At 69.3% G+C, this 22,128-nt stretch carries 22 protein-coding genes; 7 read left to right on the top strand and 15 right to left on the bottom strand.

The features are described 5' to 3' along the window. From frr to rpsB, 4 genes are all read right to left on the bottom strand, one after another. A complete protein-coding gene (gene frr / locus K0817_RS09000; protein ID WP_219981125.1) occupies nt 1-555 on the bottom strand; it encodes a ribosome recycling factor in 555 nt (184 codons plus the stop codon). Nucleotides 556-606: 51 nt separating this feature from the next. Further along, entirely contained in the window at nt 607-1,326 is a 720-nt protein-coding gene (gene pyrH / locus K0817_RS08995) for a UMP kinase (RefSeq protein ID WP_168914118.1), read from the bottom strand. A gap of 83 nt (nt 1,327-1,409) precedes the next feature. Beyond that, nucleotides 1,410-2,237: a translation elongation factor Ts gene (gene tsf / locus K0817_RS08990; RefSeq protein ID WP_219981124.1), complete on the bottom strand. Its 828-nt coding sequence runs from the start codon at nt 2,235-2,237 to the stop codon at nt 1,410-1,412. A gap of 92 nt (nt 2,238-2,329) precedes the next feature. Beyond that, nucleotides 2,330-3,331, bottom strand: a complete 1,002-nt coding sequence (gene rpsB, locus K0817_RS08985) for a 30S ribosomal protein S2 (protein WP_219981123.1) — start codon at nt 3,329-3,331, stop codon at nt 2,330-2,332. A gap of 341 nt (nt 3,332-3,672) precedes the next feature. On the opposite strand from rpsB, the gene K0817_RS08980 reads away from it, so the two are divergent. Then, nucleotides 3,673-4,224, top strand: coding sequence for a murein hydrolase activator EnvC (locus K0817_RS08980; RefSeq protein ID WP_253735272.1), 552 nt, complete (start codon nt 3,673-3,675; stop codon nt 4,222-4,224). Nucleotides 4,225-4,240: 16 nt separating this feature from the next. Here the strand turns inward: K0817_RS08980 and K0817_RS08975 are convergent, their stop codons facing one another. The 9 genes from K0817_RS08975 to K0817_RS08935 all read right to left on the bottom strand — a co-directional run bounded on the left by K0817_RS08975 (nt 4,241) and on the right by K0817_RS08935 (nt 11,414). Further along, nucleotides 4,241-5,146: a tyrosine recombinase XerC gene (locus K0817_RS08975; protein ID WP_219981122.1), complete on the bottom strand. Its 906-nt coding sequence runs from the start codon at nt 5,144-5,146 to the stop codon at nt 4,241-4,243. A gap of 47 nt (nt 5,147-5,193) precedes the next feature. After that, nucleotides 5,194-6,381: a DNA-processing protein DprA gene (dprA, locus tag K0817_RS08970; RefSeq protein ID WP_219981121.1), complete on the bottom strand. Its 1,188-nt coding sequence runs from the start codon at nt 6,379-6,381 to the stop codon at nt 5,194-5,196. Further along, entirely contained in the window at nt 6,378-7,904 is a 1,527-nt protein-coding gene (locus K0817_RS08965) for a YifB family Mg chelatase-like AAA ATPase (protein ID WP_219981120.1), read from the bottom strand. The genes dprA and K0817_RS08965 overlap by 4 nt, the downstream gene beginning before the upstream one ends. Further along, nucleotides 7,901-8,269 carry a YraN family protein gene (locus K0817_RS08960; protein ID WP_219981119.1) on the bottom strand — a complete coding sequence of 123 codons (369 nt, stop codon included), beginning with the start codon at nt 8,267-8,269 and terminating at the stop codon, nt 7,901-7,903. Before K0817_RS08960 ends, K0817_RS08965 begins: the two co-directional genes overlap by 4 nt. A 124-nt stretch (nt 8,270-8,393) precedes the next feature. Further along, nucleotides 8,394-8,717, bottom strand: a complete 324-nt coding sequence (locus K0817_RS08955; RefSeq protein ID WP_168914128.1) for a DUF2469 family protein — start codon at nt 8,715-8,717, stop codon at nt 8,394-8,396. Between the two features lie 61 nt (nt 8,718-8,778). Beyond that, on the bottom strand, nt 8,779-9,438 hold the full coding sequence (locus tag K0817_RS08950) for a ribonuclease HII (RefSeq protein ID WP_219981118.1): 660 nt from the start codon (nt 9,436-9,438) through the stop codon (nt 8,779-8,781). Further along, nucleotides 9,435-10,235 (bottom strand): signal peptidase I, encoded by an 801-nt coding sequence (gene lepB / locus K0817_RS08945; RefSeq protein WP_219981117.1) that lies wholly within the window; start codon nt 10,233-10,235, stop codon nt 9,435-9,437. The genes K0817_RS08950 and lepB overlap by 4 nt, the downstream gene beginning before the upstream one ends. Nucleotides 10,236-10,402: 167 nt before the next feature. Continuing rightward, nucleotides 10,403-10,750, bottom strand: a complete 348-nt coding sequence (rplS, locus tag K0817_RS08940) for a 50S ribosomal protein L19 (protein ID WP_219981116.1) — start codon at nt 10,748-10,750, stop codon at nt 10,403-10,405. A 169-nt stretch (nt 10,751-10,919) separates the two neighbouring features. Then, nucleotides 10,920-11,414 (bottom strand): MFS transporter permease, encoded by a 495-nt coding sequence (locus K0817_RS08935; protein WP_219981115.1) that lies wholly within the window; start codon nt 11,412-11,414, stop codon nt 10,920-10,922. Nucleotides 11,415-11,535: 121 nt separating this feature from the next. On the opposite strand from K0817_RS08935, the gene map reads away from it, so the two are divergent. Next, nucleotides 11,536-12,318 (top strand): type I methionyl aminopeptidase, encoded by a 783-nt coding sequence (gene map, locus K0817_RS08930; RefSeq protein ID WP_219981114.1) that lies wholly within the window; start codon nt 11,536-11,538, stop codon nt 12,316-12,318. Nucleotides 12,319-12,367: 49 nt separating this feature from the next. Here the strand turns inward: map and glgX are convergent, their stop codons facing one another. Next, on the bottom strand, nt 12,368-14,569 hold the full coding sequence (gene glgX, locus K0817_RS08925) for a glycogen debranching protein GlgX (protein WP_219981113.1): 2,202 nt from the start codon (nt 14,567-14,569) through the stop codon (nt 12,368-12,370). Nucleotides 14,570-14,919: 350 nt separating this feature from the next. Here glgX and nirB point away from each other — a divergent pair, with 350 nt between their 5' ends. From nirB to K0817_RS08905, 4 genes are read left to right on the top strand one after another with little or no spacing between them, the layout of a single operon-like run. Continuing rightward, a complete protein-coding gene (gene nirB / locus K0817_RS08920) occupies nt 14,920-17,499 on the top strand; it encodes a nitrite reductase large subunit NirB (RefSeq protein WP_219981112.1) in 2,580 nt (859 codons plus the stop codon). After that, on the top strand, nt 17,496-17,879 hold the full coding sequence (nirD, locus tag K0817_RS08915; protein WP_219981111.1) for a nitrite reductase small subunit NirD: 384 nt from the start codon (nt 17,496-17,498) through the stop codon (nt 17,877-17,879). Before nirB ends, nirD begins: the two co-directional genes overlap by 4 nt. Beyond that, nucleotides 17,876-18,652 (top strand): uroporphyrinogen-III C-methyltransferase, encoded by a 777-nt coding sequence (cobA, locus tag K0817_RS08910; protein ID WP_253735271.1) that lies wholly within the window; start codon nt 17,876-17,878, stop codon nt 18,650-18,652. Before nirD ends, cobA begins: the two co-directional genes overlap by 4 nt. Then, nucleotides 18,649-19,824 carry a uroporphyrinogen-III synthase gene (locus K0817_RS08905; protein WP_253735270.1) on the top strand — a complete coding sequence of 392 codons (1,176 nt, stop codon included), beginning with the start codon at nt 18,649-18,651 and terminating at the stop codon, nt 19,822-19,824. Before cobA ends, K0817_RS08905 begins: the two co-directional genes overlap by 4 nt. Nucleotides 19,825-19,827: 3 nt before the next feature. On the opposite strand, the gene trmD is transcribed toward K0817_RS08905, so the two are convergent. Next, nucleotides 19,828-20,511, bottom strand: coding sequence for a tRNA (guanosine(37)-N1)-methyltransferase TrmD (gene trmD, locus K0817_RS08900; RefSeq protein WP_219981110.1), 684 nt, complete (start codon nt 20,509-20,511; stop codon nt 19,828-19,830). Between the two features lie 183 nt (nt 20,512-20,694). Between trmD and K0817_RS08895 the strand changes: the two genes are divergently transcribed. Then, nucleotides 20,695-22,128, top strand: a complete 1,434-nt coding sequence (locus K0817_RS08895; RefSeq protein WP_219981109.1) for an MFS transporter — start codon at nt 20,695-20,697, stop codon at nt 22,126-22,128.

The following is a 22,128-nucleotide window of genomic DNA, read 5'->3' as shown; positions in this document are numbered from 1 at the left end:
TCAGACCTCGAGGAGCTCTGCCTCTTTGCGCTTGAGCGCGTCGTCGATGGCGTCGACGTGCGCTCGCGTGAGGGAATCCAGCTCCTTCTCGGCGCGGCCGAGCTCATCTTCGCCGACCTCGCTCTTGAGGGCATCAAGGTCGTCCTTCGACTTGCGCCGGATGCCACGCAGGTGGACCTTGTGGTCCTCGCCCTTGGAGCGCACCAGCTTGACGTACTCCTTGCGCCGCTCCTGAGTGAGCTCGGGCATCGTGACGCGCACGATGTTTCCGTCGTTGGTGGGGTTCACACCCAGGTTCGGCACGTCGCGGATCGCCTGCTCGATGGCCTTCAGCGCCGACTTGTCGTATGGCGTGATGATGAGCGACCGCGCCTCGGGGCTGTTGATCGAAGCCAGCTGCGCGAGCGGGGTGGGGGTGCCGTAGTAGTCGACGAGGACCTTCTGGAACAGCTGCGGGTTCGCACGCCCGGTGCGAACCGTCGCGAAGTCCTCCTTCGCAGCCTCGACGGCGCGATCCATGCGCGCTCCGGCTTCGGCCAAGACGTCCGCGATCACAGTGTCTCCTTCGCGTTGATGGGGCTGGTCAAGTGTATCGGCGGGTGGCCGTCACGCCGTGACCAGCGTGCCGATCGAATCGCCGAGCAGCGCGCGGGTGACATTGCCCGACGGCTCCATGCCGAACACGCGCATGTCCATCCGGTTGTCCATGCACAGACTGAACGCCGTCGAGTCGACCACCTTCAGCCCGCGCTGGAGCGCGTCCAGGTAGGTGATCCGGTCGATACGGGTGGCTGAGGCATCCTTCTTCGGATCCGCGGTGTACACGCCGTCCACGCCGTTCTTGGCGACGAGGACCTCCTGGGCGCCGATCTCGAGCGCCCGCTGCGCCGCGACCGTGTCGGTCGAGAAGTACGGCAGCCCGGCGCCGGCGCCGAAGATGACGACGCGGCCCTTCTCCATGTGCCGCTCGGCGCGACGCGGGATGTACGGCTCGGCGACCTGGGTCATCGAGATCGCGGACTGAACACGGGTGGCGGCCCCCGCCTGCTCGAGGAAGTCCTGGAGCGCCAGCGCGTTCATGACCGTCCCGAGCATGCCCATGTAGTCGGCCCGACCGCGGTCCATGCCCCGCTGGCTGAGCTCCGCGCCGCGGAAGAAGTTGCCGCCGCCGACCACGACCGCGATCTCGACCCGGTCCACCGCCGCGGCGATCTCGCGCGCCATCTGGCTGACGACGTCGGGGTTCACGCCGAGCTGTCCGCCTCCGAATGCCTCGCCGGACAGCTTCAGCAGGACGCGGCGGCGTCCGGTGGTCTCGTTGATCACTGTGGTCCTCTCGTTGACGACAAACTACCGAAGGGCATGAGAAAAGGCCCGCACCGGATTCCGATGCGGGCCTTTTCGCTGCGTCAGGCGCCGACCTTGAAGCGGGCGAAGCCCGTCAGGGTGAGCCCGGCGTCCTTGGCCACCTGCGCCACGGACTGCTTGTTGTCCTTGGCGTAGTCCTGGTCCAGGAGCGAGACCTGCTTGAAGAAGGCGTTCACACGTCCCTCGACGATCTTCGGAAGGGCGGCCTCCGGCTTTCCTTCGTTGCGGGAGATCTCGGTGACGATCTCGCGCTCCTTCTCGACCTCGGCCTCGGGAACCTCGTCGCGCGTGAGGTACGAGGGGTTCGCGAACGAGATGTGCTGCGCAAGGCTGCGAGCAGTCTCGGCGTCGTCCCCCGAATAGGCCAGGACCACACCGACCTGGGGCGGGAGGTCCTTGCTGGTCTTGTGCAGGTAGACCTCGAACTTGTCGCCCGAGAGCGTGCGGACGCGGCGCAATTCGACCTTCTCGCCGATGATCGCGGCCTCGTCGTCGATCAGCTCAGCGACCGTCTGGCTTCCGGCGGGCGCAGCGAGGGCGGCCTCGACCGAATCGGCGGCGACGGCCGCTGCGGCATCGGCGACCTTGTCGGCCAGCGCGATGAAGCGGTCGTTCTTCGCGACGAAGTCGGTCTCGCAGGCGAGCTCGACCAGCGTGACCCTGCCGTCCTGCTCACGAGCGGTGACCAGGCCCTCGCTGGTGGAACGGTCGGCGCGCTTGGCGTTGCCCTTCGCGCCCTTCAGACGCAGGATCTCGACGGCCTTCTCGACGTCGCCGTCGGCCTCTTCGAGGGCCTTCTTCGTGTCGACCATGCCCGTGCCGAGCTGGTCACGCAGCGCCTTGATGTCGGCGATCGTGAAGTTTGCCATGGGTGGCGGCTCCTTGATTGTGGTGGATTCCCGGATGCCTCGGCGGGGTCGCTTCACGACCCCGCCGAGGCGCTGCTGGTGGAGGAGAACCGTTACTTGTCGGCGTCCGACGCCTCAGCAGCGTCGGTGGCGTCGGCGTCGGCGACCGCGGACTCGGCGGCGTCCGCGGCAGCCTCGGCATCGACTGCCGATGCGGCGGCCTCGGCGTCCGCGACGGCCTCCGTCGTCTCGTCCGCTGCGGCGGCGATCGCCTCGTCGTGCGCGGCGGCACCGTCGGCGTCGGCCTCGGTCTCGGTCGCGGCGATCGAGACCTCGGCGTCACCGGTGACCGGCGTGCCCTGCTCGAGAAGCTCGCGCTCCCAGTCAGCCAACGGCTCCGCGTCGGCGGACTCCTCGGTCGGCTGGTGGCGCTGGATCAGGCCTTCGGCGGCGGCATCGGCGATGATGCGCGTGAGCAGGCTCACGGAGCGGATCGCGTCGTCGTTGCCCGGGATCGGGTACTGGAACTCGTCGGGGTCCGCGTTGGTGTCGAGGATGCCGATGACCGGGATGCCGAGCTTGGCGGCCTCGTCGACCGCGAGGTGCTCTCGCTTGGCGTCGACGACCCAGATGGCCGACGGAGTCTTCTGCAGATTGCGGATGCCGCCCAGCGACTTGTGAAGCTTGTCGAGCTCACGCTTCTTGAGAAGGAGCTCCTTCTTGGTGAAGCCGCTCGCAGCCGGGTCGTCGAAGTTGAGCTCCTCGAGCTCCTTCATGCGCGCAAGGCGCTTGGACACCGTCTGGAAGTTGGTGAGGAGCCCGCCCAGCCAGCGCTGGTTGACGTAGGGCTGACCGACGCGAGTCGCCTGCTCGGCGATGACTTCCTGCGCCTGCTTCTTCGTCCCGACGAAGAGCACGGTGCCGCCGTGCGCCACGGTCTCCTTGACGAACTCGTACGCCTTGTCGATGTACGCGAGCGACTGCTGCAGGTCGATGATGTGGATGCCACTGCGCTCGGTGAGGATGAAGCGCTTGACCTTCGGGTTCCACCGGCGGGTCTGGTGCCCGAAATGCACGCCGCTGTCGAGCAGCTGGCGAATTGTGACGACGGCCATGGCCGTTCTCCTGTTCCGGCGCCGGGGCGCCTGTTGCGGTTGTGTTCTCACCGGTCTGCGACCGGTGTGCCTGGTGCCCGGCACACGCCCGCCTCTCAGGTCTTGCAGACCGATCGAGAGGACCGTTGGGAGTGGATGCCGCGCCGCGCCCTTCGACAAAGCTCAGGGACCGGGGAACCGGAGTTCGCGGCGCTGTGGGCACGCGGAGTCACCCCGACAAGCGGAGTGCGGGTTCCAGTGTATCAGCAGCGGCTCCTCCCCCGTCGCGGAACGGCGGGGGTCTATCCACCGAAGCCGGCCCCGGCACCCGTTCCGCGCGCGGACGGCGCGATGCTCGACCCATGCGTACTTCCCGAGACTCCCGCTTCGGATTCCGACGCGCCGTGACGGCCACGGTCATTGCGGCGCTCGTCATCGTCATGGCGCCGGCGGGCCACGCGTTCCCCTCGTCCGGTCGAAGCGTTCCCCACGCATCCGACGTGAACGTGGACGGATGGGTATGGCCTTTGGCCGGCTTCCGTCTCGATCGCCCGTTCGTGGCTCCCGCGCATCGGTACGGACCGGGTCATCGCGGCGTGGACCTGCAGGCGATGGGCGGGCTGGACGTGCGGGCACCGGCTGCGGGCACCGTCGCGTTCGCGGGACAGGTGGCCGGGCGCGGCGTCCTGACCATCGACCACGGCGACGGCCTCGTGACCACGCTCGAGCCGATCCAGACGACCCTCCTTCCGGGTGCGGCGGTGGCACGGTCGGAGTGGGTGGGCATCGTCGGCGTCGGCGGGCACGCGAGCCCCGGCTCGCTGCATTTCGGGGTGCGTCTTCACGGTGAGTACGTCAACCCGATGCTGCTGCTCGGGGAGGTGCCTCGGGCGGTCCTGCTGCCGTGCTGCTGAACCTCGGCGGACCTCATCAGGCGCGGGGGTGAGCCAGTCGGTAGGACGCGGCGAGGCGCTCGCTCGAGACATGGGTGTAGATCTGGGTCGTGCCCAGGCTCGCATGGCCGAGGATCTCCTGCACGGCTCGCAGATCGGCGCCGCCGTCGAGGAGATGGGTGGCCGCCGAGTGCCGCAGCGCGTGAGGGCCGATGGTCCCGCCGAGGGCGGGCCCGAGCTCGCGCGCGACGAGGGTGTACACCGTCCGTGGCGCGATCCGCCCGCCGCGCGCCCCGAGGAACAGCGCAGGCTGACCGGCCACCGCCGTGCGGCGTGCCAGCAGTGTGCTTCGTCCTCGCACCACGTACGCATCCACTGCGCGCAGCGCCGGCACGCCGAAGGGCACGACGCGCTCCTTGGAGCCCTTGCCCAGCACGCGGGCGGTGCGGCGCTCGGCGTCGATGTCGTCGAGGTCGAGCCCGCACAGCTCCGATACGCGCACCGCCGAGCCATAAAGCAGCTCCATGATCGCGTGATCGCGCAGGGCGATCGGCTCACCCTCGGCCGCGGCATCCGCCAGCCGCCCCAGCACGTCGGTCAGAGCGTCCGCCGTCGCGACCCGGGGCAGCGTGCGACCACGCTTGGGGGCGACCAGGCGCAGGCTCGGGTCCTCTGTGATGGCACCGTTTTCGAGGGCCCACGCGAAGAAACCGCGGATGGCGGCCGTTCGCCGCGCGATGGTGGCCCGGGCATCACCGGCCTGCACGGCCTGCCATAGCCACTCGCGGAGATCCTCGAGCGCGATCTCGCCGACCTCGACGATGCCGCAGACCGCGATCAGGTTCGCAAGGTCTGAGCTGTACGCGCGGACAGTCGCAGGCGAGAGCCGACGGACATCGGCGAGGTGCCGCGTGTAGGCGGTGGCGGCCTCGTCGATCCTCATGTCACCAGCATGCTCCGGCCCGGCCCGGCGTGCGCGGCGACTCTCCGTCACTGCGTCCGGGCCGCCGACCGCCAGCCGTCCGCGGACCGAGAGGCTGCGCCCTCCAGCTGCAGCAGCCCCAGCAGCGCTTCGGCGCGCTCCAGCGCGATCCCTGCCCGCCGGGCGACGTCGGCGGCCGCACGCCAGGTGCGGCTGCTCAGCGCGTCGCGCACCCGGGTGGCGTCGTCGGTGGGCCGGCGGCCGTCATGGGGCACCGCCGTCTCCGCGATGAATCCGAGCATCTCACGCACGTCCTCCGCCCCCGTGATGCAATGCGCACCGTACTCGCGCAGCAGGCGGTGCGTCCCGGCGGATGTCGCCGACGTGACAGGCCCCGGGACCGCGCCCAGTTCACGGGACAGCGCGGCGGCGTGACCAGCCGTGTTCAGCGAACCGCTCCGCCACCCGGCTTCGACGACCACCGTCGCATCCGAGATGGCAGCGATCAAGCGGTTGCGCTGCAAGAAGCGCCATTTGGTGGGAGCGGATCCGCAGGGCACCTCGCTCGCCACGACGCCGGCCGCTGCGATGTCGTCGATGAGGCCGGTATGGCCCGCCGGGTACGCGCGCTCGGCGCCGCCGGCCAGCAGCGCCACCGTCAGCCCGCCCACGGCCAGAGCGGCTCGGTGCGCAGCGCCGTCGATGCCGTACGCGCCACCCGACACGATCGGGATGCCGCTGCCGGCGAGATCAGCCGCGAGCTCCCTCGCGACGTGATCGCCGTACGACGAGGCCGCTCTGGCACCCACCAGCGCGACCGACGGCCGCAGGCTCGCCAACGCGGTCGCATCGCCGCGGACCCACAGGCACAGCGGCGCGTGCGCGTCGAGATCGTCAAGCTGCGACGGCCATGAGGCATCGCCCGGGGTGACCAGGGAGATTCCGCGAGCCCCGGCGATCCGCAGCGCGTCCGCCACTGGCCGGGGATCCAGCCGCGGGAGCCAGCGTTTGAGGGCGTCGGTGCGTTCGCGCTCGGTCAGTTCGGGCAGCGGGGCACCGTGGATGATCGCCCGCAACGCGGCGGCAGACCCCCTGACGGCGATCAGCCGATGCGCGACCGAGTCGCCGGGCTCGGTCAGCTGGCACCACGTGACGGTGGCGTAGCGCTCGAGCGCAGTGGTGTCGTCGAGCGGCGGCTCCTCGAAGAGCGACAGCGCATGTCGAGCCATCTCGGGCGTGAGGAGGAAAGTGGTCACAGGGCGATTCCCTTCTTCAGAAAGAGCGCGCGGCCGATGTGATCGACGCCGAGCTGCGCGCGGCCCTCGAGATCGGCGAGCGACCACGCGACGCGGAGGACACGATCGAATCCCCGCAGCGTCAGTGCCCCGCGGTGCAACGCCGCATCGAGCGGGCGCCGCACGGTGGGCGACGGCGCCATCGGTCCCTCGCGCAGCCACGTGCCGGGCACATCGGCGTTCACACGCCAGGGTGTTCCCGACAGTCGCCGACCCGCGCGTTCCCGCGCTTCGGCGACCCGCTGGCGCGCCGCCGCCGTCGAGACCGCGGAGGCGGATGCCGATCGATGAGCCACGGACACGCGGGACAGCGTGAGTTCGATGTCCATGCGGTCCAACAGCGGTCCGGACAGCCGACCGAGGTAGCGCCGGATCGCCGCCGGCGGGCATGTGCAGGTTCCGCCCCGAATGCCGTAGTCCCCGCACGGGCACGGATTGGTCGCGAGGACCAGTTGGAATCGAGCGGGGTAGCGGGCGCTCGTTCCCGAGCGGTGGATGGTGATCGCCCCGGTCTCGAGCGGCTGACGGAGGGCGTCCAGCGCGCTGGCTTGAAACTCCCCTGCCTCGTCGAGGAACAGGACGCCTTCCGATGCCCGCGCTATCGCGCCCGGTCGCAGCACCCGCGAGCCACCACCCACGAGCGCTGCGACGCTCGCACTGTGATGGGGCGCTTCGAAGGGCGGCGTGCGGGTCAGTTCGACCACGCGAGCGCCGGTGAGACTGCGGATCGACGCACTCATCAGCGCCGCGCGGTCATCCAGTTCGGGCAGGATTCCCGGCAGCCGGCTGGCCAGCATGGTCTTGCCCGCGCCTGGCGGGCCGCACATGAGCAGGTGGTGCGCGCCCGCCGCCGCGACGACGAGGGCCTCCACCGCGTCGGGTTGTCCGATGACGTCGGCGAGGTCGAGCTGCTCCGCCGCCGGCGTCTCGTCGTCGGGCAGAGCCACGGGCTCCTCGTCGCGCACTTCGACGTCCCCGCCGTGCCACGCGAGGACCTCGGCGAGATTCGTCGCGGCGAGCACGTCGATGCCGTCCACCAGCCGCGCCTCGGCGCCATTGGCATGGGGCACCACCACGCGGCGGTGCCCGTCGCGCCGCGCCGCGACGACGGCGGGCAGGATGCCGGGGACCGGGCGGAGCCGCCCGTCCAGGCCCAGCTCGCCCAGATGGACGGTCGAGGCCACCGACGCGGCATCCATCGGGGTCTCGGTCGCCAGCGATGCCACCGCGATCGCCACGTCGAACCCCGACCCCTGCTTGGGCAGGCTGGCAGGGGACAGATTCACCGTCAGCCGTCGTCGCGGCAGCGGCGTCGCACTGTTCGCGCACGCGTTGTGCACCCGTTGGACGGCCTCGTTGAGCGCCTTGTCGGGCAGTCCGATGATCCGGAAGTCGGGCTGCTGATTCGACAGATCGGCCTCGACCTCGACGCACTCCCCTTCGGCGCCGACGAGGGCGACGGCCCACGTACGGGCGACGCTCACGGCACCTCCAGGTCGACGAGGTGCTCGAGGCGTGCCGTCGCCGGCTCAGCGCCGATCAGACCGACGGCGTCGATGCGGAGCCGGCGCCCCTGGATCTGGTCGCGGTGCGCGGCGGCCCACGCGACGGCCAGCCGCCACAGCCGTGCCCGCTTCCTCGCGTCGAGCGCCTCGAAGGGGTGACCGTACGCCTCGCCCCGCCGCGTCTTGACCTCCACGATGACGACCGTCGCCGAGTCGGCGACCACGAGGTCGATCTCGCCCGCCGGGCGGCGCCAGTTGCGGTCGAGAATCTCGAAGCCGAGCTGCCGGAGGTAGTGCGCGGCCCGATCCTCGCCCGCGCGGCCGAGCACATCCTTGTCTGCCATGACAAGAAGCGTGGCGCGTCAAGGTCGGCCCAGCCCGGCCGAAAGCGGCATCCGTTCACTCTTCATGAAGATGCCGCCGAACCACCCGCCTGTGGAGGAGCGGCCGACCCGGCCCGCAGCAGGCTCAGGTGTCGAGCGACAGTTCTTCGGGAAGGTGGAAGTCGCGGCGCGTCAGCTCTTCGACGTTGACGTCCTTGAAGGTGAGCACCCGCACGGACTTGACGAAGCGGTCCGCGCGGTAGATGTCCCACACCCAGACATCGGACATCGAGATCTCGAAGTAGAAGTCGTGTTCGGTGTCGCGGCGCACGACGTTGACCTCGTTCGCGAGATAGAACCGCCGCTCGGTCTCGATCACGTACTGGAACTGCGAGACGACGTCGCGGTACTCGCGGTACAGCGCGAGCTCGAGCTCACGGTCGTAGTCTTCGAAGACGTCGTCATCCATGGTGGCTCCATCCTATGGGCGCGGACGGCGTCGCAAACCCGGGTCCGCGTATGGCGAACGGTCAGAACAGCGTCGGCGCGTCCACGATCGACCACGATGCCCGGTGGTGGGCGCTGATGCCGTGCTCGCGGATGGCCTCGCGATGGTCGGGACTGGCGTAGCCCTTGTTGCGTGCCCAGTTGTACGCGGGCAGCTCGTCGTGCAGCTCGGTCATGAGGGCATCGCGCGCGACCTTGGCGATGACGGATGCCGCCGCCGCCGACGCGCAATCGCGGTCGGCTTTGATCACGGGCCTGACATTCAGGCCCCACCCGCCTGCGGGGGTGATGTAGTCGTAGTTGCCGTCCAGGATCACGATCGCCTCTTGCGGCACGACGCCGTGCGCCCGGAGGTCGGCCAACGCCCGGAGAGACGCCAGGCCGAGCGCGCGCATGATGCCGATCTCGTCGATCTCTGCGGAGCTCGCCCAGCCCACGGCGCTGGCGCTGACCCACGACGCGGCGCGGGCGGCGACATCCGCCCGCCGCATCTCGGGGACGAGCTTGGAATCGCGCAGCCCCTGCGGGACGCGCTTGCGTGAGCGTGGGGCGTCGATCACGGCGGCGCCGACCGCGACAGGACCCGCAAGCGCACCGCGTCCGACCTCGTCGCACGCGATCACCAGCGCGTGCTCACGCAGAAGCCGGCGCTCGAGCGTGAGTCGCGGCTCGGCGACCGTCATGGCGCCACGCCCTCCTCGGCGGGGATCGCGTCGGAAGACGCTTCGGGGACGCCGGAGAAGACGTCGTGGTGGAAGTCGAGCATGCCGAATCTGTCGAGCGGCCACGTGACGAGGAACGCCCTGCCGACCACGTTCTGCAGCGGCACGAATCCCTTGCCCGGCTGCTCGGTGTTGTAGCGGGAATCCTTCGAGCTGTACCGGTTGTCGCCGAGCACCCACAGGCTCTCGGACGGGACGACGACGTCGAAGGCGTCGCGCGACGCGGCTGACTCACCGGCAGGCACCCGGATGTACGCGCTCTCGTCGATCGGCACGCCGTTCACGGTGATCTGACCGATCGCATTGCAGCATACGACGTGGTCGCCGGGGAGCCCGATGATGCGCTTGACGAGGTGGTCGTCACTGTCGGGGGCCGCGAGGCCGACGAGCGACAGCACCCATTCGACCGCCTCGACCACCGGCGGACGGGCCGTCTCGGCGCTGGGCGGGAGCCATCCGCCGGGATCTTGGAAGACCACGATGTCGCCGCGTTCGTAAGCGCCGAACCGGGGGGTGATCTCGTCGACGAGGATCCGGTCATCGACGTGGAGGGTCTCCTCCATCGAGCCCGAGGGGATGTAGAACGAACGCACCAGGAAGGTCTTCACCAGGAACGACACCAGGACCGCGATCAGGATGATCACGATGACGTCGCGGAGGAAGACGATCCAGCCTCGCCGGCGCGGCTGGACCGTCGCCTGCGCTCCCGGCTCGGTGGCGGGCGCCGGTTCGGCGGGAGCCGACTTCTCGGTGGTCATGCAGGATCCTTCACCGGCGCGCCGCGGATCGACGAGCCTGAATCAAGGGTCGCACATTCCCGGCACGGACGATGCCCGCGCCCGAGGTCAGGTGGGGAACACGCGAAGCCGGGCCGGGAACGACGAAGCCCCGGACCGAGAGGGTCCGGGGCTTCGCGGGAAGAGCGTCAGTTGTCGCGCTTCTCCTTGATCTTGGCCTTCTTGCCGCGAAGGTTGCGGAGGTAGTAGAGCTTCGCGCGGCGCACATCGCCGCGGGTGACGACCTCGATGTGGTCGATGACCGGGGAGTGCACCGGGAAGGTGCGCTCGACGCCGACCTGGAAGCTGATCTTGCGGACCGTGAAGGTCTCGCGCACACCGTCGCCGGAGCGACCCAGGACGACGCCCTGGAAAACCTGGATACGCGAGCGGTTGCCCTCGGTGATGTTGACGTGCACCTTCACGGTGTCGCCGGGACCGAAGGCCGGGATGTCGGAGCGGAGCGAAGCCGCATCTACGGCGTCGAGGATCTGCATGATCGTCTCTCTCTGCGGCCGCCACAGGTCGACCGCGGGATGAAGGAAAAGGATGTCGTGTGCCCGATGCCACCCGCACAGAGCCGAGTGGACTGGTTCCCCTGAGGCAGAGCCTGTCAGGGCACAAACATCCATTCTGCCATGGATGCCGCACCCCACCAAAACCAGGTCAGGACGACGGGCGCGACTGCTTCTCGGTGACGATGTACACGTCCCTCTCGGCAGGCTCGGCCCGCTCAGCCGGCGGCGGGAGGTAGGCCGCTCCCGAGGAGGCCTGCATGAGCAGCCGCGACGGCCTGGCTTCGCTCCACAGCTGCCACAGTTCGAGCCAGAACAGCCCCACTCCGACGAGAATCGCCACCACCATCGCGGGCGCCCACCAGTTCTCGGCGAAGAAGCCCAGCGAGATCACGAGCGCATGCCAGACGGCGAAACCCAGCACGTCCCACCACGACACGGCCCGGTGGGCCCGCACCGTGCCACGAGCCCGCACCAACAGGGTGAGCAGGAGCTGCCACACGAGCACGCCCGGAATGGCGAGGAAGAGAACCCAGAGGAAAGCCCAGCCGCCGGCGTTGAAGATCGCCCAGCCCACGAGCAGCCACAGGGGCAGCACGAAGGCGGCAGGAAGAAGCCAGCCGAAGAATGCACGACGCAGCCACATGCCTTCGATGCTACGCCTACCGCGCTCCACGAGCGCCCTCTCGAACGTGGCGCGGAGCATCCTCACAGCCCGGCGTCCGCTGTTCGGACACAATAGGAGCTGACCGAGAGGAATCCCCCCGATGATCGAGTTGCGCACGCCTGCCGAGATCGAGGCCATGAGGCCCGCAGGACGGTTCGTCGCCGAGACCCTTGCGACGCTGCGCGACGAGACATCGGTGGGCACGAACCTGCTCGCCATCGACCGTCGCGCACACGACCTGATCCGCCGCGCCGGCGCGGAGTCCTGCTACATCGACTACCACCCGTCGTTCGGCGCCCGCCCGTTCGGCAAGGTGATCTGCACGTCGATCAACGATGCGGTGCTGCACGGTCTCCCCTTCGACTACGCCCTGCGCGACGGCGACCTGGTCACGCTCGACTTCGCCGTGTCCATCGACGGCTGGGTCGCCGACTCCGCGATCTCGTTCGTGGTCGGCACGCCCCGCGACGAGGACCTGGCACTGATCGACACGACTCAGCGGGCCCTGGACGCCGCGATCGCCGCCGCGACGCCGGCGCATCGCATCGGCGACATCTCGGCTGCGATCGCGCAGGTGGCCCGCGCCGACGGCCACGTCATCAACACCGACTTCGGCGGCCACGGCGTGGGTCGCGAGATGCACGGCGACCCGCACGTGCCCAACGACGGCAAGGCCGGCCGTGGTTACCCGCTTCGCGCGGGGCTCGTCCTCGCGCTCGAGCCCTGGTTCCTGCAGACCACCGATGAGCTCATCACCGACCCGGACGGCTGGACGCTGCGCTCCGCCGACGGATCACGCGGCGCGCACTCCGAGCACACCGTCGCGATCACCGACGACGGGCCGATCGTGCTGACCGATCGGTCGTGGCTCGGCGTCGACTGAAATCCACCGCGCGGCGCACGAAAGCCACCGCGCGGCGCACGGACGAGGCTCAGGTGCGCACTTGCGCCGGGGGCGCGTGGGCCGGGTCCCGGTGCGCTGCCAGCGCGGCCAGTGACGCGGCGACCGAGTGATCAGGCTCTCCCACCTTGCGCGGGTGCTCGCTGAGGACGATGGTCGACTTCGCCTCCAGCCGCACGACGTCGCCCGGCTTGACGAGCTGTGAGTCAGCTCGCTCCCCCGACGTGTCGACGACCACCTCCCAGTCCGGGCTGCGGTCCACCACGGGGATGTGGAAGTCGATGATGTCATCGCCGGCGTTGAAGAGGACGATGAAGTGGCGGTCGCGGATCTCTTCGCCCCGCCGATCGCGTTCACGGATGCCCGTGCCGTTGAGGAACACGCCAATCGCCCTGCCGAAACCCGAGTCCCAGTCCTCCGGCCGCATCAGGGTGCCGTCGGGGCGCAGCCACGCGATGTCCGGCAGGGCATCACCGGTCTCGCGGACCGGCCTGCCCTCGAAGAAGCGGCGGCGGCGGAAGGTCGGGTGGTCGCGACGCAGTCGCGCCAGTGCCGCAGTGAACTCCAGCAGCGGGCGATCCGCGGCATCCCAGTCCATCCACGTCGTCTCGTTGTCCTGCGCGTAGCCGTTGTTGTTGCCGCCCTGCGTTCGTCCGATCTCGTCACCGTGCAGCAGCATCGGCACACCCTGCGACAGCAGCAGCGTGGTGAGGAAATTACGCTGCTGGCGGGCGCGCAGCGTGAGCACCGCCGGGTCGTCGGTCGGTCCTTCGACGCCGAAGTTGTTCGACCGGTTGTCGTCCGCGCCGTCTCGGCCCTCTTCACCGTTGGCGTCGTTGTGCTTGTCGTTGTACGAGACCAGGTCTCGCAGCGTGAAGCCGTCGTGGGCTGTCACGAAGTTGACGGATGCCACGGGACGCCGTCCGGAGTGCTCGTAGAGGTCGGCCGACCCGGTCAGGCGCGAGGCGAACTCGCCGAGAGCCTGCGGCTCTCCCCTCCAGAAATCACGGACGGTGTCGCGGTACTTGCCGTTCCACTCCGTCCATTGCGGAGGGAAGTTGCCGACCTGGTAGCCGCCGGGACCGACATCCCACGGCTCGGCGATGAGCTTGACCTGCGAGACCACCGGATCCTGCTGCACCAGCTCGAAGAAGGCCGACAGGCGATCAACATCGTAGAACTCACGTGCCAGTGCGGAGGCCAGGTCGAACCGGAAGCCGTCGACATGCATCTCGAGCACCCAGTAGCGGAGCGAGTCCATGATCAGTTGCAGCGAGTGCGGATTGCGCACGTTGAGGCTGTTCCCGGTGCCGGTGTAGTCGGTGTAGAAACGCCGGTCGTCTTCGTCGAGCTTGTAGTACGCCGCGTTGTCGATCCCACGCATCGACAGCGTCGGACCCAGATGATTGCCCTCGGCGGTGTGGTTGTACACGACATCGAGAATCACCTCGATGCCCGCCGCATGGAGCGCGCGCACCATCCCCTTGAACTCCTGCACCTGCTGCCCACGCTCCCCGGTGGCGGCGTAGCCGTTGTGGGGTGCGAAGAACGAGATCGTGTTGTAGCCCCAGTAGTTCGAGAGCCCCTTGTCGGCCAGCACCGCGTCGTCGACGAACTGATGCACGGGCATCAGCTCGATCGCGGTCACGCCCACGGTCAGGAGATGGTCGATGATCGCGGGGTGCGCGAGGGCGCTGTACGTTCCGCGCATCTCGTCGGGAATCGCGGGATGCCGCATCGTGAGGCCGCGGACGTGCGCCTCGTAGATCAGCGTCTCGGAGTACGGCGTCGCAGGCTTGCGATCGCCTGCCCAGTCGAAGAACGGATTGACGACGACGCCCTTCGGCATGTCGGCCGCGGAGTCCTCGTCGTTGCGGGAATCGGGGTCGCGGAAGGTGTACCCGTACACCGACTGTCCCCAGGCGACCCGGCCCTCGACCGCTTTCGCGTACGGATCGAGCAGCAGCTTGGCCGGATTGAATCGCAGGCCGTTCGCGGGATCGTACGGACCGTGGACGCGGTAGCCGTAGCGCTGCCCCGGCTGGACGTTGGGCACGTAGGCGTGCCATACGAAGGCATCGACCTCGTCGAGCTCGACCCGGCTCTCCCCGCCGCGCTCGCCGAACAGACACAGTTCCACCCGCTCGGCGCCCTCGCTGAAGAGGGCGAAGTTCGTGCCGCCTCCGTCGAAGGTCGCACCGAGCGGATACGCCGATCCGGGCCACGTCTGCATCGTCATCCCCCTGGCTGAGGTCACACTCTTCCGTGCGCCCTCTCCGGTGCGCACGCTCTGGTGCGCTGTCTGGTGCGCGCCGTGTGGCGCGCACCGCCTGTGCGCAACCCTACCGACGGCGGCCGCTGGGCTGCGGCGCCGTCCCCTCACATTGCGCGCCGCCGAGCTGTGAGCGAAACGTTCGCTCGGGGAAACCAGAGCCCGCCGGGTGAGGAAACACCCGGCACTTAGCGTCGCTGTCACCGAGAGACCCACGTCGATCAGGAGATGCCATGGCCCACCCCGACCGCGTCAAGAGCCCGAAACATGGCGCTGACGCCCCCGCAACATCCGCGGCGTACCGTGACGACATGCGCTCCACCCCGGCCCTCGGCACACACGTGGTGGTCGTGGGCGCGGGAATGGTGGCGCACCGCTTCGTCGAGAGCCTGCTCAGCCGCGCCGACGAACAGTGGCGCGTGACCCTCATCGGGGAGGAGGACCGGCACCCGTACGATCGCGTCGGCCTCACCGGCTTCTTCGCCGGCGCCTCCCCCGACGACCTGACGCTCGACCGAAGCATCCTCGACGATGAGCGTCTGCGGTTCGTCCGCGGTGACGCCGTGGCTCGCATCGACCGGACTGCGCGACGCGTCACAACGCGCAGCGGCATCAGCCTCTCCTACGACCGGCTCGTCCTGGCCACGGGATCGTATGCCGCCCGACTGGCCGTGGACGGCTTCGGTCTGGAGGGCTGCTTCGTGTATCGCACGCTCGACGACGTCGAGAAGCTCGAGGCGTTCGTGGAGCGACGCTCCGCGGAACTGGGCCGGCCACTGACCGGTACCGTGATCGGCGGCGGGCTGCTGGGGCTGGAGGCGGCGGGTGCACTGCAGGGCCTGGACGTCGACTGCACCGTCGTGCAGTCATCGGACCGGCTCATGTCGGCGCAGCTGGACCTCGCCGGCGGCAACGCCCTGCGGCGGCTGATCGAGTCGCGAGGCATCGCGGTCAAGACCGAGACGGTCACTACCCGCCTCGACCCGGACCGCTCGGGCCAAGTGACCGGGCTGGAATTCCGCGATGGCAGCTACGCACACACCGATGTCGTCGTCTTCACGGTGGGCGTGCGGCCCCGGGACGAACTGGCTCGTGGCGCCGAGCTGGACGTGCATCCTCGCGGCGGCGTGCTCATCGACGCCGGCTGCCAGACCTCCGACCCGCGGGTGCTCGCGATCGGCGAGGTGGCCAACTACGACGGCATGTGCGTGGGATTGGTCGCGCCGGGATACGCGATGGCCGAGGTCGCCGCCACGCGTCTGCTCGGCGGCGACGCCGCGTTCCCCGGGTACGACCTGTCCACCAAGCTGAAGCTCTCGGGCGTCGATGTCGCAAGCTTCGGCGACGCCTTCGCCGAGACGCCCGGCGCCCTGGATGTGACCTACGCCGATCCGGTCGCGGGCGTCTACAAGAAGCTCGTCCTGTCGGATGACGCGAAAACGCTGCTGGGCGGCATCCTCGTGGGCGACGCGTCTGCGTACGGATCGCTGCGGCCGCTGGTCGGCGGCACGCTCGGCGGCGACCCCGCGGCGTACCTCATGCCCGAGGGCGGCGTCGCCGCCCCGACGGGCGACCTGCCCGACGAGGCACTGGTGTGCTCGTGCAACAGCGTCACGGCGGGCACGATCCGCCACGCCGTGCACGAGGAGGGCTGCACCGACGTCGCAGCCGTCAAGGCCTGCACGAAGGCGGGCGCCGCTTGCGGATCGTGCGTGACGATGGTCAAGAAGATCGTCGGAAGCGAGCTCGCCAAGACCGGCGCGGCACTGAGTAACGCGCTCTGCGAACACTTCGACATGTCACGCCGTCAGCTGTTCGACGCGGTCCGGGTTTCGGGGCTGGGCACCTTCAGCAGCGTCATCGAGCGGTTCGGCACGGGTCGCGGCTGCGACATCTGCAAGCCCGCCCTGGCCAGCATCCTCTCCACGCTCGTCGGTCGTCACGTGCTCGACGGCGAGAACGCGACGCTCCAGGACACCAACGACCACGTGATGGCCAACCTGCAGAAGGACGGCAGCTACTCGGTCGTCCCCCGCATCCCCGGTGGCGAGATCACGCCCGAAGGACTCCTGGTGATCGGGCAGGTCGCCAAGGACTTCGGCCTCTACACGAAGATCACCGGCGGCCAGCGGATCGACATGTTCGGGGCGCGGCTGGAGCAGTTGCCCGAGATCTGGAAGCAGCTCGTCGACGCCGGGTTCGAGTCGGGGCACGCCTACGGCAAGTCCCTGCGCACCGTGAAGTCCTGCGTGGGCTCGACCTGGTGCCGCTACGGCGTGCAGGACTCGGTGGGAATGGCCGTGCAGCTCGAGTTGCGCTACCGCGGCCTGCGCTCTCCGCACAAGATCAAGCTGGGCGTCTCCGGGTGCGCACGCGAATGCGCGGAGGCCCGAGGCAAGGATGTCGGCGTCATCGCCACCGAGGCCGGCTGGAACATGTACGTCGGAGGCAACGGCGGCTTCACGCCACGCCATGCGGTGCTCCTGGCGGAGGGATTGAGCGACGGCGAGCTGCTGACCGCGATCGACCGGTTCCTGATGTACTACATCTTCACCGCCGATCGGCTGCAGCGCACCGCCCCGTGGTTCGAGGATCTGGACGGCGGGATCGAGGGCTTGCGCGCGGTCATCTTCGACGACAGCCTCGGCATCTGCGCCGATCTCGACGCCGCGATGGCGGGTCATGTCGATGCGTACCAGGACGAGTGGAAGGCGACGCTCGAAGACCCCGAGAAGCTCCGCCGGTTCGCGTCGTTCGTCAACGCCCCCAGCACGCCCGACCCCTCACTCGCGTACACCGCCGAACGCGGGCAGCCTCGCCCCGCGACGGAGCGGGAGCGCGCCGAGGGCGGCGTGCTCATCGCCGGCACGACCCTGGAGGTGCGCAGATGACGCTCGTCGAGCCGCAGAGGGATGACACGGTGACCCCATCCGGCTGGGTCCGGGTGTGCGCGGTCGATGATCTCGAGGTGGAGCGGGGGCGTGCGGCCCTCCTCGGGGGCACGCAGATCGCCCTGTTCCTGCTCACCACCGGGCGTGTGCACGCGGTCTCGAACTTCGACCCGTACAGTCGCGCGAACGTGATCTCGCGGGGCATCGTCGGGACCAGGCAGGATGCCCCCACCGTGGCGTCGCCGATGTTCAAGCAGGTCTTCGACCTGCGGACCGGCACCTGCCTGGACACGCAGGGCAAGGAGCCGATGTCGCTGCATGTCTGGCCCGTCGCGGTGGATGACGGGAATGTCCTGGTGCGATGGGAGGGTGAACCGTGAACAGCCTGACCACCGGACGCGTCGACCTCGTCGGCGGCGGACCTGGCCCCATCGACCTCATGACGCTGCGCGCGTGGCGCCTGCTCCTGCGCGCTGACGTCGTGGTGATGGACCGCCTGGGACCCACCGATGTGCGTGATCATCTCGCGCCCGAGGTGGAAGTGATCGACGTCGGGAAGCTGCCAGGACACCACCCCGTCCCGCAGGACGAGATCAACGCGATCCTCGTCGACCGGGCCCGCGCCGGAAAGCGTGTCGTGCGCCTGAAGGGCGGCGACCCGTTCGTCTTCGGCCGCGGCGGCGAGGAAGTGACGGCGTGTGTGACCGCCGGCATCCCGGTCGATGTCGTGCCCGGTGTCACGAGTGCCGTCGCCGTACCCGAAGCCGCCGGAATCCCGGTGACCCATCGGGCCGTCGCCTCCGCGGTCCACATCGTCAACGGCCAGTCCGAGATGACCGGCGCGACCCTCGCCGCGCTGGGCGATGACAGCGTGACGACCGTCATTCTGATGGGCGTGGGGGCGCTTCCGCGGTTGGCCGCGGATGCTCTGCACGCCGGTGTCGGCGCGGATCGGCCGGTCGCGATCGTCGAACGCGGTCATCACGCCGACCAGCGCACCACTCGTACGACACTCGGGGCCGTGGTGCTCGAAGCGGGTCGCATCGGCGTGCGCAATCCCGCCGTGATCGTCGTCGGCGAAGTGGCACGCGCCGGGATGCTCGTGCCCGATCTGCTCGCCGCGCGGTCGGGGTCAGGCGGCGCATCGCTGTGACTGCTCCACCCGGTGCCGCGCAGCCTGCGGACCCGCCGCGCCCCATCCTCTCGGCAGCCCTCGACGGCTGCTCCATCGTCATCGCGGTCGACCGGCGTTCACTCGAGCTCGCCGCCGCCCTCGAACGGCACGGCGCCCAGGTGCGCCATGCTCCGGCGCTCACGATCATCCCCCACATCGACGACGATGCCCTCGTCGCTGCCACTCGCGCGCTCATCGCGGCGGCGCCCGACATCGTCGTCGCCACCACCGGCGTCGGCTTCCGCGGCTGGATGGAGGCCGCCGACGAGGCCGGGCTCCTCGACGCGCTGCACGCCGCGCTCTCTCGTGCCCAGATCGTCGCCCGTGGTCCGAAGGCGCGGGGAGCGATCCAGCAGGCCGGACTGACCGCCGACTGGGTCGCCGAATCCGAGACGTCGACCGAGCTCGGCGAGTACCTGCTCGCGGAAGGCGTCGCGGGTCGCCGGGTCGCGGTGCAGCACCACGGTTCCGGTGCCGACGGGCTCGATGACCTGTTCGAGCGCCACGGCGCCGACGTGGTCAGTCTCACGGTGTATCGATGGGGCCCACCCCCCGATGCTGCCGCCGTGTCGCGCTCGGTGATGGCGTGTGCTCAGGGCGAGGTCGATGCCGTCCTGTTCACCTCCGCGCCGGGGGCTGCCGAATGGCTGGCCGCGGCCGCCCGCGAAGGAGTGCGGGACGACGTCGTGGAGCTCGCCGCACGCGGACGGCTGCTCATGGCCGCCGTCGGTCCGATCACCGCAGGACCCCTGCGGGATGTCGGCATCGATCCCCTCGTCGCCGAGCGCGGACGGCTGGGGTCACTCGTGCGCGCGGTGGTGACCCATTTCGGCGGCGGACACATGGCATCCCTCCCCACCGTCGCCGGGCGCCTCGAACTGCGCAGCGGCGGGATCGTGCTCGACGGACGGCACGTGCCGCTCTCGCGCACCGGCACCGAGATCTTCGCCACACTGTTCGACGCCGGCGGGGGTGTCGTGTCGCGCCAGCGGCTGCAGAGTGCACTACCGCGCTCGGGCGAGAACACGCACGCGGTGGAGATGGCCGTCGCCCGCTTGCGTGAAGCGTTGGGTGTGCCGGACCTGATCAAGACCGTGGTCAAGCGCGGCTATCGACTCAACGTGCTGGACCCCGCCGAGGCGTCCGCGTGAGGCTCACTCCTCCGGTAGCAGATCGGGGCGATGCGTCCGCGTCCGGGCGAGACTCTGCTCACGCCGCCACGCGGCGATCGCGCCGTGGTTGCCGCTGAGGAGCACCGGTGGCACGTCCAGACCGCGCCACTGAGCGGGCTTGGTGTAACTGGGGTACTCGAGAAGGCCGAGCTCGTGCGATTCCTCCACGAGGCTCTCGGGATTTCCCACGACGCCCGGGATCAGACGCGACACGGCCTCGATGACGGCCATCGCAGCCACTTCTCCCCCGTTGAGCACGTAGTCGCCCAGGCTCACCAAGCGGACCCGTCCGTGCGCGGCGTAATGATCGACCACGCGTTGATCGATCCCCTCGTAGCGGCCGCACGCGAAGACGAGATGGGACTCGGTGGCCAGCTCACGTGCCATCGACTGAGAGAAGACCTCGCCGGCCGGAGAAGGCACGAGCAGCACGGCATCGTCACTGAGAATCGCGTCGAGGGCTTCGCCCCACGGTTCGGGCTTCATCACCATGCCGGCGCCGCCGCCGTAGGGCGTGTCGTCGACGGTGCGATGACGATCGTGGGTCCAGTCGCGCAGGTCGTGGACGTGCATGTCGAGAATGCCGCGGTCACGGGCCTTGCCGATGAGTGAGACGCCCAGCACGTCGAAGAACGTCGGGAAGATCGTGACGATGTCGACGCGCATGCCATCGACATTACAACCGCGGGATTGCGGCATCCGTCGCCGTGTTTCCGACGTGTGTCGCGGTGCCAACCGAGGTCCCTCCATGCCCGTGATGGAGAAGTGACCGAGAAGTAACCGGACCGGGCATGGGCTGGAAACACCCCCTTCATAACGTGAAGCCATACTCACCAACGAGGAGGCGTCATGACCACGACCGTCACTCCGTCCACGACGGATGCTCCGCCCCGCACCACCACGACCGGAGCCGCCGACGGCACGGTGCAGCTCACCCGGCGTCCGGGCCGCTGGATCGACGGCTGGGACCCCGAAGACTCGGTGTTCTGGAAGTCCGAGGGCCGTTCCATCGCGCGGCGCAACCTGGGCTGGTCGATCTTCGCGGAGTTCCTCGGATTCATCATCTGGCAGCTGTGGAGCATCGTCGTCGTGATGCTGCCATCGGCGGGCTTCCAGCTGAGCAGCTCGGAGGCCTTCTGGCTCATCTCGCTCCCGAGCCTGGTGGGCGCCACGCTGCGCTTCCCCTACACGTTCATGGTCGCCATCTTCGGCGGCCGCAACTGGACCATCGTCTCGGCGGGTCTTCTGCTCATCCCCGCGGTGCTGCTGGGGATCGTGGTCTCCAACCCCGACACGCCGTTCGGGGTGCTGCTGCTGGTCGCGGCCCTCGGCGGCGTCGGCGGCGGCAACTTCGCCAGCTCGATGGCCAACATCACGTACTTCTTCCCGCAGAAGGAGAAGGGGTGGGCGCTCGGGCTGAACGCAGCAGGCGGCAACCTCGGCACGTCGGTCGCTCAGTTCGCGGTCCCGATCGTCGTGACGGCCGGCGCTGCGGCGACGATGAACATCTCGCTCGCCGGATGGATGTGGATCCCGTTCATCCTGCTCGCCATGTGGGGCGCGTGGCGCTACATGGACAACCTGTCCTCGGCCAAGGCCGACTTCGCCGGGTCTGCGGCGGCGCTGCGCGAACCGCACCTGTGGCTCATGGCACTGCTGTACATCGGCACCTTCGGCTCGTTCATCGGCTTCGCCAGCGTGTTCCCCAAGCTCATCGCCGACCAGTTCCCCGACTTCTCGACGCTCCAGGTCGGGCAGACGGCGGTCTCGCTGGCCTTCCTCGGGGCGCTCATCGGCTCACTCGCCCGACCCTACGGCGGCAAGCTCGCCGACAGGTTCGGCGGTGCACGGGTCACCGTGGGGGCTTTCGCCGTCATGGCGCTCGGAGCGCTCGGGCTCATCTGGACGCTGCCGCTGCAGAGCTTCTGGGTGTTCCTGGCCTGCTTCCTGGTGTTGTTCGCTGCGACCGGCATGGGCAACGGTTCGACCTACCGCATGATCCCGAGCATCTTCTCCGCCCGCGGCCTCGCGAAGGGCATTGAGCCGGGCACAACCGAAGCCCTGGGCGTACAGCGCAAGGCCGCCGCGGCACTCGGGCTGATCTCGGCGATCGGCGCGTACGGCGGATTCCTGATCCCGCAGGTGCTCAACGCGTCGCAGCTGGCGACCGGCGGCTACACCGCGGCGTTCATCGGGTTCGTCGCCGGCTACGGCGCGCTGCTGCTGCTGACCGTGCTGGTCTACGTCATCCCGCGTGCGTCGCTGGCGAAGCAGCGCATCTGA

Source organism: Microbacterium sp. HD4P20 (assembly GCF_019449275.2).
In the GTDB taxonomy this organism is placed as follows: Bacteria; Actinomycetota; Actinomycetes; order Actinomycetales; family Microbacteriaceae; genus Microbacterium.
Note: the sequence above shows the minus strand (reverse complement) of the source record. Positions and strands in the feature narration are given on the sequence as shown.